12 protein-coding genes are annotated in these 18,795 nt (G+C 70.8%); 9 read left to right on the forward strand and 3 right to left on the reverse strand.

Features of this window, described 5'->3' with window-relative positions; translation table 11 throughout:
- Window positions 1–198: 198 nt before the first annotated feature.
- From ACFP2V_RS19075 to ACFP2V_RS19105, 7 genes are all read left to right on the forward strand, one after another.
- Window positions 199–3,198, forward strand: a complete 3,000-nt coding sequence (locus tag ACFP2V_RS19075) for a nitrate- and nitrite sensing domain-containing protein (RefSeq protein ID WP_381213466.1) — start codon at window positions 199–201, stop codon at window positions 3,196–3,198.
- Window positions 3,195–3,629, forward strand: a complete 435-nt coding sequence (locus ACFP2V_RS19080) for a roadblock/LC7 domain-containing protein (protein WP_055594409.1) — start codon at window positions 3,195–3,197, stop codon at window positions 3,627–3,629. Before ACFP2V_RS19075 ends, ACFP2V_RS19080 begins: the two co-directional genes overlap by 4 nt.
- A 9-nt stretch (window positions 3,630–3,638) precedes the next feature.
- On the forward strand, window positions 3,639–4,034 hold the full coding sequence (locus ACFP2V_RS19085) for a DUF742 domain-containing protein (protein WP_332426092.1): 396 nt from the start codon (window positions 3,639–3,641) through the stop codon (window positions 4,032–4,034).
- A 24-nt stretch (window positions 4,035–4,058) separates the two neighbouring features.
- Window positions 4,059–7,742: a hydantoinase B/oxoprolinase family protein gene (locus ACFP2V_RS19090; protein ID WP_381213471.1), complete on the forward strand. Its 3,684-nt coding sequence runs from the start codon at window positions 4,059–4,061 to the stop codon at window positions 7,740–7,742.
- Window positions 7,723–8,328, forward strand: a complete 606-nt coding sequence (locus ACFP2V_RS19095) for a GTP-binding protein (RefSeq protein WP_381213474.1) — start codon at window positions 7,723–7,725, stop codon at window positions 8,326–8,328. The genes ACFP2V_RS19090 and ACFP2V_RS19095 overlap by 20 nt, the downstream gene beginning before the upstream one ends.
- A 696-nt stretch (window positions 8,329–9,024) precedes the next feature.
- Window positions 9,025–9,843 carry a M15 family metallopeptidase gene (locus ACFP2V_RS19100; RefSeq protein WP_381213477.1) on the forward strand — a complete coding sequence of 273 codons (819 nt, stop codon included), beginning with the start codon at window positions 9,025–9,027 and terminating at the stop codon, window positions 9,841–9,843.
- A gap of 55 nt (window positions 9,844–9,898) precedes the next feature.
- Entirely contained in the window at window positions 9,899–10,435 is a 537-nt protein-coding gene (locus ACFP2V_RS19105; protein WP_381213480.1) for an NUDIX domain-containing protein, read from the forward strand.
- Between the two features lie 62 nt (window positions 10,436–10,497).
- On the opposite strand, the gene ACFP2V_RS19110 is transcribed toward ACFP2V_RS19105, so the two are convergent.
- Window positions 10,498–12,858 (reverse strand): glycoside hydrolase family 31 protein, encoded by a 2,361-nt coding sequence (locus tag ACFP2V_RS19110; RefSeq protein WP_381213483.1) that lies wholly within the window; start codon window positions 12,856–12,858, stop codon window positions 10,498–10,500.
- A 212-nt stretch (window positions 12,859–13,070) separates the two neighbouring features.
- Between ACFP2V_RS19110 and ACFP2V_RS19115 the strand changes: the two genes are divergently transcribed.
- Window positions 13,071–15,038: an acetoacetate--CoA ligase gene (locus tag ACFP2V_RS19115; RefSeq protein ID WP_381213486.1), complete on the forward strand. Its 1,968-nt coding sequence runs from the start codon at window positions 13,071–13,073 to the stop codon at window positions 15,036–15,038.
- A 101-nt stretch (window positions 15,039–15,139) separates the two neighbouring features.
- Complete coding sequence (locus tag ACFP2V_RS19120; protein ID WP_381213489.1) at window positions 15,140–16,027, forward strand: hypothetical protein; 888 nt, start codon at window positions 15,140–15,142, stop codon at window positions 16,025–16,027.
- Window positions 16,028–16,168: 141 nt separating this feature from the next.
- Here ACFP2V_RS19120 and ptsP read toward each other — a convergent pair whose 3' ends face one another.
- Both ptsP and ACFP2V_RS19130 read right to left on the reverse strand, forming a co-directional pair.
- Window positions 16,169–17,839: a phosphoenolpyruvate--protein phosphotransferase gene (ptsP, locus tag ACFP2V_RS19125; protein ID WP_381213492.1), complete on the reverse strand. Its 1,671-nt coding sequence runs from the start codon at window positions 17,837–17,839 to the stop codon at window positions 16,169–16,171.
- Window positions 17,840–17,917: 78 nt separating this feature from the next.
- Window positions 17,918–18,367, reverse strand: a complete 450-nt coding sequence (locus tag ACFP2V_RS19130) for a PTS sugar transporter subunit IIA (protein ID WP_381213495.1) — start codon at window positions 18,365–18,367, stop codon at window positions 17,918–17,920.
- Window positions 18,368–18,795: the final 428 nt, after the last annotated feature.

Below are 18,795 nucleotides of genomic sequence, written 5' to 3' on the forward strand. Positions count from 1 at the left end.
TCATCCCGTCGGCCTCTCCTGTGAACCGGGAGTCAATCTCCCCCAATGCCCGGACAACTCGCCATGTCTCGCCGTCAGTGCGGAAGTTCGGATTCCGGAGAACTCTTCGAGTTGGCCGCGGCTCGGTAGTAGGCTCGCGCCGTTTGTTGACGCACATGTGTGCCCCCGGCTGTTCCGGGGGCCGAGCTGGGGGAGGCCATGCGCTTTCGCGGGAAGTCCATCCGCCGGAAGATCGTGGCGCTGCTTCTCGTGCCGCTGGTGTCCCTGACGACGATCTGGGCCTTCACCACCCTGCTGACGGGCCGTGAGGCAAGCCATCTGTTCGATGTGTCGTCGGTGATGGAAGAGGTCGGTTACCCCGTTGAGGACACCGTCCGTGTCCTCCAGCAGGAGCGCCGCCAGACTCTGGTCCATCTTGCCGACCCGCGCGCCTCCAACGGGCTCGCCGCACTCCGCCGCAGCCGTGTCGCCACCGACAAGGCCGTCAGGAGCGTCCGGGAGAAAGCGGCGAACCCCGATGTGCGCGACGCGATGGGCCAGGACACCGAAGCGCTGAGCGCGGTACTGGACTCCCTCGAGGGCATCGAGTCCCTGCGCCGCAGTGTCGAGGACGGCACCGTCGACCGCTCTCAGGCCCTCGACCTCTACAACCGGTTGGTCGACCCGTGCTACATCCTGTTGGCCGATTTGCGCGTGGTCGACGACGTCGGGCTGGACAAGCAGTACCGCGCCCTCGTCAGCCTCGCCCGTGCCCGTGAACTTCTCGCTCGCGAGGACGCCCTGCTCGGCTCCGCCCTCATCGTCGGCGCGCTGTCCCGCTCCGAGATCCGGGACATCTCCGACTTCGTGGCCCAGCGCACGCTGCTGTACGACGCCGGCCTGCCGCAGCTGCCCGCGTCGGAACGGGACCGTTACGAGAGCTTCTGGAAGAACGCGGCGTCCGCGCCGCTGAGGGTCGCCGAGGAGGCGGCCCTCTCCTCCGGCACCGGACCGCCCCGCGGGATCACCGCGAGGAGCTGGGACACCGCGGCCGGCCATGTGCTCGAGGAACTCGGCACCCTCAACGACCAGGCCACCGACCGCTACCAGGACCGCGTCCGGCCCGTCGCCATGGGCGTCATCACCCAGGCCGTCGTCGCCGGCCTCCTCGGACTGATCGCCCTGCTCGTCTCGCTCTTCCTGTCCGTGCGCGTCGGCCGCGGCCTCATCCGCGACCTGCGGCAGCTGCGCCTGGAGGCCCACGAGGCGTCCGGTGTGCGGCTGCCCAGCGTGATGCGCCGCCTCTCTGCGGGTGAACAGGTGGACGTCGAGACCGAGGTCCCGCGCCTGGAGTACGACAGGAACGAGATCGGCGAGGTCGGCCAGGCCCTCAACACCCTGCAGCGCGCCGCCGTGGAGGCGGCCGTCAAACAGTCCGAACTGCGCTCCGGGGTCTCGGAGGTCTTCGTCAACCTCGCCCGTCGCAGTCAGGTCCTGCTGCACAAACAGCTCACCCTGCTGGACACCATGGAACGCAGGACCGACGACACCGAGGAACTCGCCGACCTGTTCCGCCTCGACCACCTCACCACCCGCATGCGCCGGCACGCCGAGGGCCTGGTGATCCTCTCCGGCGCCGCGCCCTCCCGGCAGTGGCGCAAACCGGTCCAGCTCATGGACGTCGTGCGCGCTGCCGTCGCCGAGGTCGAGGACTATGAGCGCATCGAGGTCCGCCGGCTGCCGCGGGTCGCCGTCACCGGCCCCGCCGTCGCCGACCTGACCCACCTGGTGGCCGAACTCCTGGAGAACGCCACGGTGTTCTCCCCGCCGCACACCGCCGTTCAGGTCCTGGGGGAGCGCGTCGCCAACGGCTTCACCCTGGAGATCCACGACCGAGGTCTCGGCATGGCCGCCGAGGCGCTGCTCGACGCCAACCTGCGGCTCGCCGAGACACCGGAGTTCGAACTCTCCGACACCGACCGGCTCGGACTGTTCGTGGTCAGCCGACTCGCACAGCGGCAGAACGTCCGGGTCTCCCTGCAGCCGTCTCCCTACGGCGGCACCACCGCGATCGTCTTCATCCCGGACACACTCCTCACCGAAGACGTCCCGGACACCAACGGCGTCGGCTTCCGCCTCGACCGGCCCCGGCGCCCCAAAGACAGGGAACCGGAGGACAGCCGCCGTCTCGCGCTCTCCCAAGCGCCCGTCCAGCTGCCCGGACTGCCCGCCTCGCTCCTGAACGGTCCGGTCGAACTCGAGGCCCCCGTCGACCTGGACGCCCTCGACGACTACCCGGGCGCGCCGGAGGGCGAGGACGACGAGCACGGTGGCCTGTTCGGTCATCGCCGCTCCCCGTCCCGCACCAAGGACGAGCGGCCGGGCCGCCGCCGCGAGTCCCACCCACAGGCCACCGGCATCGGTAGGGGCAACGGTGACGGACCGGACCTGGACGCGGGCGGACCGGCCCTGGACACGCACGGCCAGGCGGGTGCCCCGGTCCCGCCGCCCCGCAGGGGCACGCCCAAGCTGGTCAGCTCGCACGGACGCCCTGTCGGCGACGAGCACGCCCGCCGGGAGCGGTCGGACCAGGACACCGGTACGTCGCCCACCCGCCCGGAACAGGAACCGGCGCCCCTGCTGCCGACCCGCCGCCGCGGTGGGCAACCCTCCCCGGACCGGGACCCGGGACCACCCGAGGGGGAGAAACCGCCGCCCCTGCCCGCCCGCCGGCGGGGCGCGGACTCCCGTCCCCGGATCGGCGCACGCGCCGGCGACCGGCCCGCGAACCAGGCGCCCCGCGGCTCCGCCCGGGACGACGGCCCACCCACCCCGGCCGCCGGCGACCCTCCGGGCGGCTCCGGACACCCCACGATCGGGCCGGACGCCCGCCAGGAACACTCCACGGCGGGCCCGGCGGCGGAGCCAGGCTCCGGCAGCGCCCCGCAGGGCACGGGCGCCGGCCCGGCCGGCACCGCGTCGCTGCCCCGGCGCGTACGGCAGGCCAGCCTTGCCCCCCAGCTCAAACGGAGCGCGCCACGAAGGAACGAGGAGAGATCCCAACCCGTCGAACGGGACGCGGAGGAGGTACGCAGCCGCATGGCCTCGCTCCAGCGCGGCTGGCAGCGCGGTCGTGAGGAGAACGCCGAGGGCGAAGGTGCCCCGGCGGGGCAGCACCACGAGGAACGACCAGGAACGACTAAGGGGGACGGTCGATGACCGCACCGCACACGACCGGCCACGCCGACGACGGCAAGGGGGAACTCAACTGGCTCCTCGACGACCTGGTGGCCCGCGTCGCGAGTATCCGAAAGGCCGTCGTGCTCTCCGGCGACGGCCTCGCCACGGGGGCCTCCCAGGAGCTGACCCGCGAGGACAGCGAGCACCTGGCCGCCGTCGCCTCCGGGTTCCACAGCCTGGCCAAGGGGGTGGGCCGCCACTTCGAGGCAGGCAGTGTCCGCCAGACCATCGTCGAGCTCGACGAGGCGTTCCTGTTCGTCACGGCCGCCGGGGACGGCAGCTGCCTCGCCGTTCTCGCCGACGTCGACTCGGATGTCGGGCAGGTCGCCTACGAGATGACCCTTCTTGTGAAGCGGGTGGGCCCGCATCTGGGAACCGAACCGCGTACCGATCTGCCCCCGGGCGGGTAGTGGGATGGCATGAGTGCTGACGGTGAGGGAAGAAGCCACTGGTTCGACGACGAGGCCGGACCGGTCGTCCGTCCGTATGCCATGACGCGGGGCCGCACTTCGAGTGCGGCCCAGCACCGCCTCGACCTGATCGCGGTGGTCGTCACCGAACCCGACGCGGACGATCCGGAGACGGACCCCACACTTTCCCCGGAACACGTGGACATCGTCGAACTGTGCCGTGACACTCCGCAGACGGTCGCCGAACTCGCGGCGGAACTCGACCTGCCGATCGGAGTGGTACGCGTCCTCGTGGGCGATCTCGTCGACCTCGAATCCGTCCACGTGAACCGGCCTGTTCCCCCTGCCGAACTGCCGGACGAGAGTATTCTGCGCGATGTGATCAACGGCCTCCGGGCGCTGTGAGCGGCGCGGAAGCGGAGTACTGACGTGACAGGCTGGCAGTTCTGGGTCGACCGAGGCGGTACCTTCACCGACATCGTCGCCCGTCGACCCGACGGACGACTCCTCACACGCAAACTGCTGTCGGACAACCCTGCCCTCGACCGGCCCGGTCGTCCTCCCGGCGGGGCGGAACCCACCGCCGACGCGGCGGTCGCGGGTGTCCGCGAACTGCTGGCCGGCTCCCGCGATCCCGTCGAGTCCGTACGCATGGGAACCACGGTCGCCACCAACGCCCTCCTGGAGCGCACCGGCGAACGCACCCTCCTGGTCATCACCCGCGGCTTCCGCGACGCCCTGCGCATCGCCTACCAGAACCGCCCCGCCATCTTCGCCCGCCGCATCGAACTGCCCGAGTTGCTGTACGAACGGGTCGTCGAAGCGGACGAACGTGTCGCCGCAGACGGCACCGTCCTGCGCGCCCCCGACCTGGACGCCCTCGAGGGGCTGCTGCGCCGGGCCCACGACGACGGCATCCGGGCCGTTGCCGTGGTCTGCATGCACAGCCACCTCCACCCCGCCCACGAACAGGCGGTCGGGGAACTCGCCGCCCGCATCGGCTTCCCGCAGATCTCGCTGTCCAGCGAGGTCAGCCCGCTGATGCGGCTCGTCCCGCGCGGTGACACGGCCGTCGTCGACGCCTACCTCTCGCCCGTACTGCGCCGTTACGTCCGGCAGGTGGCCGACGCACTCGACGGCGTACGGCTGATGTTCATGCAGTCCAACGGCGGCCTCGCCGAAGCCGCGCAGTTCCGCGGCAAGGACGCCGTCCTGTCCGGGCCGGCCGGCGGCATCGTCGGGATGGCCCGCATGTCGCAGCTCGCCGGCTTCGACCGGGTCATCGGCTTCGACATGGGTGGCACCTCCACCGACGTGTCCCACTTCGCGGGGGACTACGAACGCGTCTTCACCACACAGATCTCCGGCGTACGGCTGCGCGCGCCCATGCTGGACATCCACACCGTCGCCGCCGGCGGCGGCTCGGTCCTCCACTTCGACGGCTCCCGCTACCGCGTGGGGCCGGACTCGGCGGGCGCCGACCCCGGCCCCGCCTGCTACCGGGCCGGCGGACCGCTCGCCGTCACCGACGCCAACGTCATGCTCGGACGCATCCAGCCCGACCACTTCCCGGCGGTGTTTGGCCCGAACGGCGACCAGCCCCTCGACGCCGGACTCGTCCGCGACCGCTTCACCGGCCTCGCGCGCGAGATCCGCGAACAGACCGGCGACGACCGCACCCCGGAGCAGGTCGCCGAGGGCTACCTGCGGATCGCCGTCGCCAACATCGCCGCCGCGGTGAAGCGGATCTCCGTCCAGAAGGGCCACGACATCACCCGCTACACCCTCACCACTTTCGGCGGTGCGGGCGGGCAGCACGCGTGCATGGTCGCCGACTCCCTCGGCATTCGCACCGTCCTCGTGCCGCCCATGGCGGGCGTCCTCTCCGCACTCGGTATGGGCCTCGCCGACACCACGGCCATGCGCGAACGCTCCGCCGAGGCCCCCCTGGAGCCCGCCGCGATGCCCGGCATCCACCGGATCGCCGACGACCTGGAAGCGGCGGCCCGCGCCGAACTCCTTGCCGAGGACGTCCCCGAGGACCGGATCGAGGTCACCCGCCGGGCACAGCTCCGCTACGACGGCACCGACACCACTCTCACCGTCGAACTGACCGACCCCACCGCCATGCGCCGTGCCTTCGAAGAGCGTCATCGCGCCACGTACTCCTTCACGCTCGACCGCCCGATCGTCGTCGAAGCCCTCTCCGTCGAAGCCACCGGCATCACCGAACCCCCCGATCTCTCCGCCCTCGCCCCTTACGAAGGCCGCCCGGCCGCCCCGTGCCCCGTCCGCCTCCACACCGGCGGCACCTGGCGCGACGTCCCCCTCCACCGCCGAGAGGATCTTCCCCCCGGTGGGACGGTCACCGGACCGGCGATCATCACCGAGGCCGGCTCCACGACCGTCGTCGACGAAGGCTGGCGGGCGGCTCCGAACGATGACGGGCATTTGGTCATGGAACGCGTTGCGGTTACGCAGAGTTCCGATCTCGACACCGAATCCGACCCGGCAGCCGACCCGGTTCTGCTCGAGGTCTTCAACAACCTCTTCATGTCCATCGCCGAACAGATGGGCGCCCGCCTCGAGTCCACCGCCCAGTCCGTCAACATCAAGGAGCGCCTGGACTTCTCCTGCGCCCTCTTCGACCCGGACGGGAACCTGGTGGCCAATGCCCCTCACATCCCCGTCCACCTGGGCTCGATGGGCATCGGCGTCAAGGAGGTCATCCGGCAGCGCGGCTCCACCATGCGCCCGGGTGACACCTACGCCGTGAACGACCCCTACCACGGCGGCACCCATCTCCCCGATGTCACCGTGATCACTCCGGTCTTCGGCGCCGGATCCGTCGGCACCACACAGGGTGACCGAAGTGTTCTCTTCTACGTCGCCTCACGCGGCCACCACGCCGAGATCGGCGGCATCGCCCCGGGGTCCATGCCCGCCGACAGCCACACCATCGACGAGGAGGGCATCCTCTTCGACAACTGGCTGCTCGTCGAGAACGGACGGTTCCGCGAGGAGGAGACCCACCGGCTCCTGATCGATGCGCGGTACCCCTCCCGCAACCCGCAGACCAACCTCGCCGACCTGCGTGCCCAGATCGCCGCCAACCGGAAGGGCGTCGACGAGGTCGGCCGGATGATCGAGAACTTCGGCCTCGACGTGGTCCAGGCGTACATGCGGCACGTCCAGGACAATGCCGAGGAATCGGTGCGCCGGGTCATCGACGCCCTCGACGACGGCGAGTACGCCTACGAGACCGACTCCGGGGCCGTCATCCGCGTGCGCGTACGCGTGAACCGTGCGGACCGTTCCGCCACCATCGACTTCACGGGCACCACGACACAGTTGCCCACCAACTTCAACGCCCCCTTCTCGGTCGTCAACGCCGCCGTCCTGTACGTCTTCCGCACCCTGGTGGCCGACGACATCCCGCTCAACGACGGCTGCCTGCGGCCGCTGCGGATCATCGTGCCGCCCGGCTCCATGCTGGCGCCCCGGCCACCGGCCGCCGTCGTCGCGGGTAACGTGGAGACTTCCCAGAGCATCACCGGCGCCCTCTACGCGGCGCTCGGTGTCCAGGCCGAGGGCTCCGGCACCATGAACAACGTCACCTTCGGCAACGCCCGCCATCAGTACTACGAGACCGTCGCCTCCGGCTCGGGCGCGGGAGACGGCTTTGCCGGCGCGTCCGCCGTACAGACCCACATGACCAACTCGCGCCTCACCGACCCCGAGGTCCTGGAGTGGCGACTGCCCGTCCGCATCGACGAGTTCGCCGTACGCGCGGGCAGCGGCGGAGCAGGCCGGTGGCGCGGCGGGGACGGCGCGATCCGCCGCATCCGCTTCCTGGAACCCATGACCGTCTCCACGCTGTCCCAGCACCGCAGGATTCCTCCGTACGGCATGGCGGGCGGCGCGCCCGGCGCGCCCGGCGCCAACCGGATCGACCGCGCGGACGGCACCGTCACCGCACTTGGCGGCAGCGATTCGGCGGACGTCCGCCCCGGCGACGTACTGGTCATCGAGTCCCCCGGCGGTGGCGGCTACGGTCCACCGCCCGACCCCCACCGAGCAGGAGAAAAGTACGATGATCTTCGGGCGTTCTGAGCGCGGCAAGCCCCCGGTCGAGCCCGTCACGCTCAAGATCCTGGTGGCCGGCGGCTTCGGCGTGGGCAAGACCACGCTCGTCGGCGCGGTCAGTGAGATCAGGCCGCTGCGCACCGAGGAACTGCTCACCGAGGCGGGGCGCCCGGTCGACGACCTCAGCGGGGTGGAGGCCAAGAACACCACCACGGTGGCCATGGACTTCGGCCGCATCACGCTCCGCGAGGACCTGGTGCTGTACCTCTTCGGCACGCCCGGCCAGGAGCGGTTCTGGTTCATGTGGGACGAGCTCGCCGAGGGAGCCCTCGGTGCCGTCGTCCTTGCCGACACCCGGCGGCTGGAGGACTGCTTCGCGGCCATCGACTACTTCGAGCGGCGCTCCATACCGTTTCTCGTCGGCGTCAACTGCTTCGAGGGAGCCGTACGCCACCCGGCCGATGACATCCGCCGGGCCCTCGACCTCGACCCGGACGTGCCGCTCCTGATGGGTGACGCCCGGGACCGGGAGTCGGTCAAGACGGTCCTCATCGGTGTCGTCCAGCACGCCATGGCACAGGCGGCGCAGCGCCGCCAGGCCGTCACCACCTGAACCCGAGGCGGCTCGGCCGCACCCCACCCCGCGGTGCCGGCGCCCTCCCGGCACCCGGCTCGCCCCGTTTGAGGACTTCGCCGCCTTCTTCAGCGGGGCGGGACGAACGGCGACCTGCCGGTGGTCCGTCGCACTGCCCGGTGTGCACAGCACCGTGGCCAGGGACAGCGTGACCGGCCGGCTCCCTGTCGGCCCAGCGCCTTCGCGAACGGCGCCCCGGCCGCAGCCGCACACCCCGGACAGCCGCCACGCACGGTGTCCACGTCCAGCACCGAGTCGATGGCCCGCCACCGCAGCCGGTGTCGGCGAGCGCCGCGGGGCCGCAGCCACGCCGTACTCGACGAAGCCGTGCCCTCACTTGCCCCACGGGTACATACCGGTGCCGAGCACCGCCACCCCTCCCGTCACCCGGTCGCTCCCGTCGGTTCGAACTGCCGGATCGTCCAGGCCGCCTCCCCGTCCTCACGGAGTACGCCGGCGACGACCTCCGCCCCCACGCCCACCGCCGGCTCGGTGACGGTGACGGAGGCCGGTACCGGGCGGCCGTGTACGACCACACCCGGCCGCGGCGTGACAACGGCACCCCCATCACCCTCGTCCAGCTTTCCTGACGGCTCGTCAGAAATATGCCACGGGTGAGCGGACAAGGGCAGGGTGCTTCCCCACCGGACCCGCCTCCTGATAGATGCAGGAGACATGACACAACTCTCCGCCGCGGTACGCGCTCTGGTCACCACACTCGCCGCGCTGACGGCGACGACCGCCGCGACCGCCCCCGCAGCGTCCACCCCGGCGACGCCGGAACCCAGGGCCCCCAAGGACTTCGTGGCGCTGAGCAGTGTGGATCCGACGATCATCCAAGAGGTCCGCTACTTCACCCCGCACAACTTCGTGGGCGAGCGCATCGACGGCTACCGGGAACCGCTGTGCATCCTCACCCGCCCCGCGGCTCGAGCCCTCCACGAGGCTCAGCGGAAGCTGCTGCCCAAGGGCTACTCCCTCAAGGTGTACGACTGCTACCGGCCCCAACGCGCTGTGGACCACTTCGTACGCTGGGCCAAGGACCCCGACGACCTGGCGATGAAGGCCGAGTTCTACCCGAACGTCGACAAGTCCCGGCTGTTCGCCGACGGTTACATCGCCGAGAAGTCCGGCCACAGCCGCGGCTCGACCGTGGACCTCACCGTCGTACGGCTCCCCGCCACGCCGACCCGCCCGTACCGCCCCGGAGAACCTCTCACACCCTGCTTCGCGGGCCAGGACGAGCGGTTCCCCGACAACTCCGTCGACATGGGCACCGGTTACGACTGCTTCGACACCCTCAGCCACACCCTTGACCCCCGCATACAGGGGGAACAGCGGGCCAACCGGGCGCTCCTCAAAAGCACCCTGGAGGATCTCGGCTTCGTGAACCTGGCCGAGGAGTGGTGGCACTACACCTTCAAGCCGGAGGCCCATCCGGACACCTACTTCGACTTCCCGGTGTCCCGGAGGTCGCTCGCCGGCCACCGCTGAACGGCCCCGGAGACTCCCCGGAGACACCCTCGCCCTGATCGGTTACAGTCCGCGCGTGCCCAGAACCCAAACCCCCGGCCCCGATCCTGTGCCGGACTCCCACTGCTCGAGCTGCGGCACGCCCTTCGGCGAGGGCGTCTCCGGCTGGCCCCGCACCTGCCCGGCATGCGGCACCGCCGCCTACCGCAACCCGCTGCCGGTCGCGGTCGCCCTCCAGCCCGTGTACGACCCGAAGGGCACCGCCCTGGTCGTCATCACCCGGACCATCGCCCCCGCGCGCGGAGGCACGGCCCTGCCCGGCGGTTACATCGACGACCGGGAGGACTGGCGCCAGGCCGTCGTCCGCGAACTCCAGGAGGAGACCGGCATCGAAGCGGCGAGCCGGGACGTACGGCTCGCCGAGGCCATGAGCTCGCCCGACGGACACCTGCTGCTGTTCGGGATGCTCCCGGAACGTCCCGCGGAAGGGCTGCCGCCGTCGGAGGCCACGGACGAGACGGAGGGCTGGCACCTGCTGCGCCGCGCGGAGGAACTTGCTTTCCCGCTGCACACGCGTGCCGTGCGGGCCTGGTTCGAGGGCCGGTACATCTGACCCCCACGGCTCAGCCCGGCCGGCCCACGGGCACGCAGCGGCCGTGCTCTTCCCCGCCCCGCTCAGTTCGGCCCGAGCCCACGGACACGCACCGGGTGGGGCAGACCGCCGGTGCCGTGCTCGCCCTCTCGCTCGACGACGATCCGGGACCCCGCCCAGCGGGCGGTGTACCGCTCGATACCCGGCTCCTCCCAGCCGTCGCCGGCGTCCGCGACGACCGTCCCGCCGCCGACCCGCCCCCTGGCGGGCGCCCACACTTCCAGTTCCAGCCCGCCGTCCTCCCCGTACACGGGAATGACGGCGCCCGCGCGCGCGAACACCGGAATGCGGTCCAGGGGTGCGTCGACCAGTACCTGGGCAGGTCCCTCGAACGCCCGACCCGTCGCCGTCTCGTACCAGCGCCCGCCGGGCAGCCGCACCGTACGCCGTTCCGCGCCCGGCACCAGCACCGGCGCCACCAGCAGGCTGTCGCCCAGGAGGAAGGCGTCCTCGCAGTCGCGCAGCGCACGCTCCTCCGGCGCCGACCACCACAGCGGCCGCACATAGGGAGCACCGGTACGTCGGGCCAGATGCGCCAGAGTCACGAGGTACGGTTGCAGCCGCCGACGCTCGATGAGAGCCGCGCGCGCGTGCGCCAGCACCTCGGCACCGAACTCCCACGGCTCCCTGTGCCCCGCCCCCGCGCGGGTGCGGAGCAGCGGCATATGGGCGCCCAACTGGAGCCACCGCAGATACAGCTCGGGAGACGGATTCCCGCCGGTGCCGCCGACGTCCGGCCCCGCGTACGGGACACCACACAGCCCGAGCCCCAGCACCAGGGCCAGCGACGCCCGCAGTCCGGGCCAGCCTGTGGCCACTTCCCCCGACAAGCTCCCGCCGTAGCGCTGCATGCCGGCCCACCCCGAGCGTGAGAACAGGAACGGCCGCTCCTCGGGCAGCAGCACCCGCAGCCCCTCGTGGGCCGCCCTGGCCATGCACAACGCGTACACGTTGTGCGCCTCACGGTGATCACCGTCTCGCCCGTCCAGGGCGTGACGGGCCGAGCGGGGGAGCGTCGGCTCCCCGAACGCGGTGAACGACGTCGGCTCGTTCATGTCGTGCCAGAAGCCCGCGAACCCCTGCTCCAGCCGCTCCGCGTACAGGCCGCCCCACCAGGCGCGCACGTGCGGGTGCGTGAAGTCGGGGAAGACCACGTCCCCGGGCCAGGACACACCCTGGACGACATCTCCCGAGGCGTCCCGAACGAACGCGTCCCGGGCCGCCCCCGCGTCGTACACGGCGTGGCCGTCCCCGGCAGGAACCGCCGGACCGACGACCGACACCAGCCGGATCCCGTCCCGCCGCAGTTCATCGGCGAGGGCCGGCAGCTTGGGGAACCGCTCCTGGTCCACGGTGAACCCCTGATGGGCGTCGTGGTGGCCGCTACCGAGGTGGACGGCGTCGAGCGGCAGCCCGTGCTCCTGATAGCCGGCGACGACCCGCCGCACCTCCTGCTCACCGCCGCCGCCCCACCGCACGTGATGATGGCCGAGGGCCCACGCGGGCGGCAGCGCGGGCGCACCGGTCAGTGACGCCCAGGCGAGCAGCACCCGCATGGGAGTACCCACCATCACCCAGCAGCGCAGCGGACCCCCGTCCATCCGCAGCTCGCTGGTCCCCACCCGGTCGTGCCCGGAGCCGGCGCCCTCCGCGCCTTCCCGCAGCGTGACGGTGCCGTCCCACGAACAGTCGTGGAACGCGAGATGTGTGCCCGCGTCGGCCAGCACCAGCTGAACCGGCATAGTGATGGGAAGCGGATCGTCGCCGGACTCGAAACCGCGACCGGGCCCCGTGTTCCACAGCCGGTAGGTGCCGTCCCGCAGCCTCGGCCCCGAGGCCTGTTCCCCGAGCCCGAAGAACCGGGCGTCGGCACGCACCTCGGACCGCTGCATCCAGCGCGCCGGGCCCCCTGCCACCGGCTCCCACCACCGCGGTGGCAGCTCCCGACGCAGCACCACGCCCCCCGGAGTGAGCACCTCCACCGCGCCGTGCCACGAGACGGCGACCGTCACCCGCTCGGCCACCACCCGCCAGCCGCCGTTGGTGTCCGGCTCCAGCACCGCCCGCGGATCCGGGTCGGGACAGCGCCCGGCCAGCGCGTACGACGGCTCCGGAGCCGCCCCGTCCCAGCCCCAGAAGACGGCCCCGTTCACGGCGACGTGGATCCGCAGCTCGGAACGGCCGAACCGGACGACCCCGCCCCCGGGCCCGGGATCCACCTCCCGTACCGGCCCGGGAGTGCGCGCGCGCTCCGCCCCGCGCGGTGGCAGCCCGGTGGCATCGGCCCGCCGCCTGCGCCACGCTGCTCGTACGGTACGCAGACCCTGTATCGTCCGCACCGAGCCGACCGATCTCACCGAACGCACCAGGTCACGACCGTCCATGGTGCTCACCCTGCCACTGCCCGCGCCTCGCACGTGTGTCGTTCAACTGCCGTTCACCCATGATCGGACCACATCTTCACGACCGGGGCTATGTGGTCCGCGCCCTGGTACGGAAGACGATCACGTGGCATCGTCCCTGTCAGCCGCGTCACGCGCACACCCCAGCCCGTGCGCGCAGGACGCACACGACGCGCACAGTCCGGGAGCCGCCCATGTCGACCGTGAACCCCCAGCCGCTCTGGCAGCCAGATCCGGAACGCATCGCCCGTGCCCGGATCACCACGTTCCACGCGTGGGCGGCCGAGCACCACGGCGCCCCCGCCGAGGGGGGCTACGCGGAGCTGCACCGCTGGTCCGTGGACGAGCCGGAAACCTTCTGGAAGGCCGTCACGGAGTGGTTCGACGTGCGCTTCTCGACCCCCTACGCGCACGTGTTGGGCGACCGTTCGATGCCCGGCGCCCAGTGGTTCCCCGGTGCCACCCTCAACTACGCCGAACACGCTCTGCGCGCCGCCACGACCCGCGCGGACGAGCCGGCGCTCCTGCACGTCGACGAGACCCACGACCCGAGGCCCGTCACCTGGGCCGAGTTGCGCCGCCAGGTCGGCTCCCTGGCAGCCGAATTGCGCGCCCTCGGCGTACGCCCCGGCGACCGCGTCAGCGGTTACCTGCCCAACATCCCGCAGGCCGTCGTCGCCTTCCTGGCCACCGCGGCCGTGGGCGGCGTGTGGACCTCCTGCGCGCCCGACTTCGGCGCCCGCAGTGTGCTCGACCGCTTCCAGCAGGTCGAACCGGTCGTCCTGTTCACCGTCGACGGCTACCGCTACGGCGGCAAGGAGCACGACCGCTGCGACGTCGTCGCCGAACTGCGCCGTGAACTGCCCACCTTGCGCGCCGTCGTGCACATCCCCCTGCTCGGCACCGATGCCCCGGACGGGACACTCGACTGGCAGGCACTCACCTCCGCGGACACCGAACCGGTCTTCGAGCAGGTGCCCTTCGAACACCCCCTGTGGGTGCTCTACTCCTCCGGCACCACCGGACTGCCGAAGGCGATCGTCCAGTCCCAGGGCGGCATCCTGGTCGAACACCTCAAGCAGCTCGGACTCCACTGCGACCTGGGCCCGGAGGACCGCTTCTTCTGGTACACGTCGACCGGCTGGATGATGTGGAACTTCCTCGTCTCCGGCCTGCTCACCGGAACGACGATCGTCCTGTACGACGGCAGCCCCGGCTACCCGGACACAGGCGCCCAGTGGCGGATCGCCGAACGCACCGGCGCCACCTTCTACGGCACCTCCGCCGCATACGTCATGGCCTGCCGCAAGGCGGACGTGCACCCCTCGCGCGACTTCGACCTCTCAGCGGTGCAGTGCGTCGCCACCACCGGATCCCCCCTGCCGCCCGACGGCTTCCGCTGGCTGCACGACGAGGTGCGCGACGACCTGTGGATCGCCTCCGTCAGCGGAGGTACGGACGTGTGCTCCTGCTTCGCCGGCGCCGTACCCACCCTCCCCGTCCACGTCGGCGAGCTGCAGGCACCCTGCCTCGGCACGGACCTGCAGTCCTGGGACCCGAGCGGCAGGCCCTTGACCGACGAGGTCGGCGAGCTCGTGGTCGCCAATCCCATGCCGTCCATGCCGATCCACTTCTGGAACGACCCCGATGGCAGCCGCTACCACGACAGCTACTTCGACACCTACCCCGGCGTCTGGCGGCACGGCGACTGGATCACCCTCACCTCCCGAGGTTCCGTCGTCATTCACGGCCGCTCCGACTCCACGCTCAACCGCCAGGGCGTCCGCATGGGGTCGGCGGACATCTACGAGGCCGTCGAGCGCCTTCCCGAGATCAAGGAATCCCTCGTCATCGGCATCGAACAGCCCGACGGCGGCTACTGGATGCCCCTGTTCGTCCACCTGACGCCGGGCGCGGTGCTCGACGAGGGACTGAAGGGCCGCATCCAGCGGACCATCCGCGAGGAATTGTCCCCACGCCACGTCCCCGACGAGATCATTGAGGTACCCGGCGTCCCGCACACCCTGACCGGCAAACGCATCGAGGTCCCGGTCAAGCGCCTTCTCCAGGGCACACCGCTGGAGAAGGCGGTCAACGCCGGCTCCGTCGACAATCTGGATCTGCTCACGTTCTACGAGGACCTGGCCCGCAAACGCGCCTGACCTCACCCTGCCCGCCCGGTCCGCAGCCGCACGGCCCGGACGCCACTGTCAGTGCCCCCGATTACTGTGAGTGAGCATTGATCGACTGTGCAGGGGGAGACATGACGTACACCGACCACCGAACCATGCGACGCGCCCTGTGCCGCGAGATCGCGGGCACCATCGGGCTGCTGACCGACGAGCACGACTTCCGCGCCATGCGGCCCTACCGAAGCTTCATCTTCGACGACCACGGCACATACCTCGAACAAGTGGAGGCCGTCCTCAGGACACGTGCCCTGCAGGGAACCCACACCACACTGGCCCTCTTCGACCCCGAGGAGTACGCGGAGTTCTGCGCACAACGCGGTCTCGACCCGGACAGCCACACCAGCCGCACCCGCTTCACGGCCGAACTCGCGGTCACCGGAGCCACCGTCCCCTATAAGGGGCAGCCCCTGACCGACCTCCTGCCCGCCCTCGTCGACGAGGGCGTCCGCCAGGCGACCTGGGAGTACGCAACCATGCTCCTCGCCCGTCTCGGCGCCTGCCCCGCGTGCGGCGAGGACCTGGGCCGCGAGGCCTTCGCCCGCGCCTCCCAGCTGATCGTCCGCATCCTCGACACGGCAGGTCCCGGGAGCCGGCACCTCGTCTGCAGCGTCTCCGGACCACCCGAGACCCTGATCGCCGTCCTCCATGCCGACGACAACGGCGGACGCCTGGAACTGGACGACGCCGAGATCCTCGAATTCACCACGGTGTTGGCCGTCGGTCTCGCCACCGGCAGTCCGGGCGGGCTCGTCATGCGGACCACCGTCCTGGGCACCCCCGACCGTGTTCACGGCTGGCGGTTGCGCGCCCATGGCCTCGAGCCACTCACCGCGGGAGAGGTGTTCGACGCCTACTGCACCGACGTCGAATCGGGAGATCTCATCCCGCCCGAGTCCAACGTCGACTACTGCGAGCCGCCCGACCTCGGGGAGGGCCCGGACCCGACCCACCACCACTGAACCCCGACGGAAAGGGGAACACGGAACGGAGACGGAGAACGGGGAGCGGGAACCAGGGAGGGGCGCCCCTTGAGTGGAGCGCCCCTCTGGGAACAGCGGCGGCGGTCGTCCGTGAGCCCGAGACGCGTCCCGCGTGCCCTGCTACTCGCCCGACAGCACCGCCTGAGCGGCCCTGCGGGCTTCCTCGGCACTGTCCGTCGCACGGGCCGCCGCCGCGGCCCGCTCGCACTGCGCCAGAGTGAACTTCGCCAGTGCCGCCCGCACATAGGGAATGGACGCCGCACCCATGGAGAGGGAGGTGACACCCAGACCGGTCAGCACCGAAGCGAGCAGTGGGTCGGAGGCGGCCTCACCGCAGACACCACAGCTCTTGCCCTCGGCTTTCGCGGCTTCCGCCGACAGCGCCACCAGGTCGAGCAGCGCGGGCTGCCACGGGTCCTGCAGCCGGGACACCGCACCCACCTGGCGGTCCGCGGCGAACGTGTACTGCGCGAGGTCGTTCGTTCCCAGTGACAGGAACTCCACCTCTTGCAGGATCGAGCGCGCCCGCAGTGCGGCCGACGGAATCTCGACCATCGCACCGAACTTCGCGTGCAAACCCGCCTCACGGCACGCGTCGGCGAAGGCCTTGGCATCGGCGCGGTCCGCCACCATCGGGGCCATCACCTCAAGGTGGACGGACAGCCCCTCCGCAGCCTTGACCAGCGCCGACAGCTGGGTTCGCAGCACCTCGGGGTGTTCGAGCAGCGACCGCAGACCGCGCACGCCCAGTGCCGGGTTCGGCTCGTCCGCCGGGGTGAGGAAGTCCAGCGGCTTGTCCGCGCCCGCGTCCAGTACCCGCACCACCACACGGCCCTCGGGGAACGCCTCGAGCACCTGACGGTAGGCCTCGACCTGCTTCTCCTCGGAGGGAGCCTTCTTGCTGTCGTCCAGGAAGAGGAACTCGGTACGGAAGAGACCGACGCCCTCCGCACCCGCCTCGACCGCGGCCGGCACATCCGCCGGGCCGCCGATGTTCGCCAGCAACGGCACCGTGTGACCGTCGGAGGTCGCACCGGGCCCGGTCGACGTGCCGAGCGCCGCCCGGCGCTCGGCCTCCGCGACCTCGAGCTGCCCCTTCTTCTCCTCGCTCGGGTTCACGAAGATCTCACCGGTGCTGCCGTCGACGGCGATCAGTGTCCCCTCGGCGAGCTCACCGGCACCGGGCAGGGCCACCACGGCCGGCACACCGAGCGCCCGAGCCAGGATCGCGCTGTGGCTGGTGGGTCCCCCCTCCTCGGTCACGAAACCGAGCACCAGGGTCGGGTCCAGCAGCGCCGTGTCCGCCGGTGCGAGATCACGGGCCACCAGGACGTAGGGCTCGTCGCTGTCCGGGACACCTGGCATCGGAACCCCGAGCAGCCGGGCGACGATACGGTTCCGCACGTCGTCGAGGTCGGCCACGCGGCCCGCCAGATACTCACCGGCAGCGGCCAGCAGTTCGCGGTACGCGGCGAACGCGTCGTACACCGCACGCTCGGCGGTGCTGCTTTCGGCGATACGACGTTCCACGTCCGTCATCAGCTCGGGGTCCTGGGCCATCATGGCCTGGGCCTCGAGTACCGCCTGGGCTTCGCCGCCCGCCAGGTTGCCGCGCGCCATCAGATCGGCCGCCACTGCCTCCACGGCCTTGCGGGCGCGCCCCTGTTCACGCTCCGCCTCCTCAGCCGGGATCTGCCTGGCCGGCGGCTCGAGGACCGCCGTTCCCATGTGCCGAACCTCGCCGATCGCCACACCATGGCTCACACCGACGCCTTGCAGCGTTGTCTCCATCTCACCTGTCTCCGGTAGTGCGGCGGTATCCGCCGCCGTGTGGGTTGACCTGCTTGCCGCCGAGCGACGGCACCGGCGTCACTTCCAGAGGAAGAGGGGTTCGCCGGTCTTCACCTCGCCGTCGTCGCGCAGTTCGGAGAGTGCCTCCACCGTGGCGTCCAAGGCCACGACCGGGCACACCGGGGACTTGCCGGAGGACTCGACTGCGGCAGGGTTCCAGCGGACGACACCTTGGCCGCGGGTCACGGTGTCGCCCTTGTTGACGAGCAGTTCGAAGCCGTCGCCGTTGAGCTGCACGGTGTCGATGCCGAGATGGGTGAGCACGCCGTGACCGTTCTCGTCGACCACGACGAACGCGTGCGGGTGCAGGGAGACCACGACACCGTCGACGGGGGAGGCAGCCGTGGAGGGCTCCCGTATGGGGTCGATCGCCATACCGGGGCCGACCATGGCCCCGGAGAAGACGGGATCGGGTACGGAGTCGAGTCCGATCGCCCGTCCTGCGAGCGGGGATGTCACGGTGGTCATGGGAAGCCTCCCAGGGGTGGAGATCGATAGGGGCCCGTCACTGTCGGTCTCGGACGGCGCACTGCGATGCAGCGTATGTCATAGGTAGTACCGGTTCCGTGCGAGAGGACCGATTGAAGGTCTAGACCACTTCTTCTTATTGATTTGCACCCGATCCGCGGCCCCATGTACAGTCGGCAACCTGCCTGGGGCTGGTCGGCGCGATCTCGCGTCACTGTCCCGCAGCAAATCCAACTTGTCAGATCCTATCCCGGGGTCAGAGTTCTGCATGCTCGCAGGACAGTGGTCAGGGAGTAGGGAAAACGCTGATAGTGTTGGAAACATCGAAGGGAAGCGCCCGGAGGAAAGCCCGCGAGGGTGAGTACGAAGGAAGCGTCCGTTCCTTGAGAACTCAACAGCGTGCCAAAAATCAACGCCAGATATGTTGA

It is taken from the genome of Streptomyces incanus, assembly GCF_042656345.1.
Lineage (GTDB): Bacteria > Actinomycetota > Actinomycetes > Streptomycetales > Streptomycetaceae > Streptomyces > Streptomyces incanus.

Bases quoted from the DNA above. Each gene is read 5' to 3' on its own strand.
- ACFP2V_RS19075 (WP_381213466.1), top strand. From the start codon at position 199: ATGCGCTTTCGCGGGAAGTCCATCCGCCGGAAGATCGTGGCGCTGCTT.
- ACFP2V_RS19080 (WP_055594409.1), top strand. From the start codon at position 3,195: ATGACCGCACCGCACACGACCGGCCACGCCGACGACGGCAAGGGGGAA.
- ACFP2V_RS19085 (WP_332426092.1), top strand. From the start codon at position 3,639: ATGAGTGCTGACGGTGAGGGAAGAAGCCACTGGTTCGACGACGAGGCC.
- ACFP2V_RS19095 (WP_381213474.1), top strand. From the start codon at position 7,723: ATGATCTTCGGGCGTTCTGAGCGCGGCAAGCCCCCGGTCGAGCCCGTC.
- ACFP2V_RS19100 (WP_381213477.1), top strand. From the start codon at position 9,025: ATGACACAACTCTCCGCCGCGGTACGCGCTCTGGTCACCACACTCGCC.
- ACFP2V_RS19110 (WP_381213483.1), bottom strand. From the start codon at position 12,858: ATGGACGGTCGTGACCTGGTGCGTTCGGTGAGATCGGTCGGCTCGGTG.
- ACFP2V_RS19115 (WP_381213486.1), top strand. From the start codon at position 13,071: ATGTCGACCGTGAACCCCCAGCCGCTCTGGCAGCCAGATCCGGAACGC.
- ACFP2V_RS19120 (WP_381213489.1), top strand. From the start codon at position 15,140: ATGACGTACACCGACCACCGAACCATGCGACGCGCCCTGTGCCGCGAG.
- ptsP (WP_381213492.1), bottom strand. From the start codon at position 17,839: ATGGAGACAACGCTGCAAGGCGTCGGTGTGAGCCATGGTGTGGCGATC.
- ACFP2V_RS19130 (WP_381213495.1), bottom strand. From the start codon at position 18,367: ATGACCACCGTGACATCCCCGCTCGCAGGACGGGCGATCGGACTCGAC.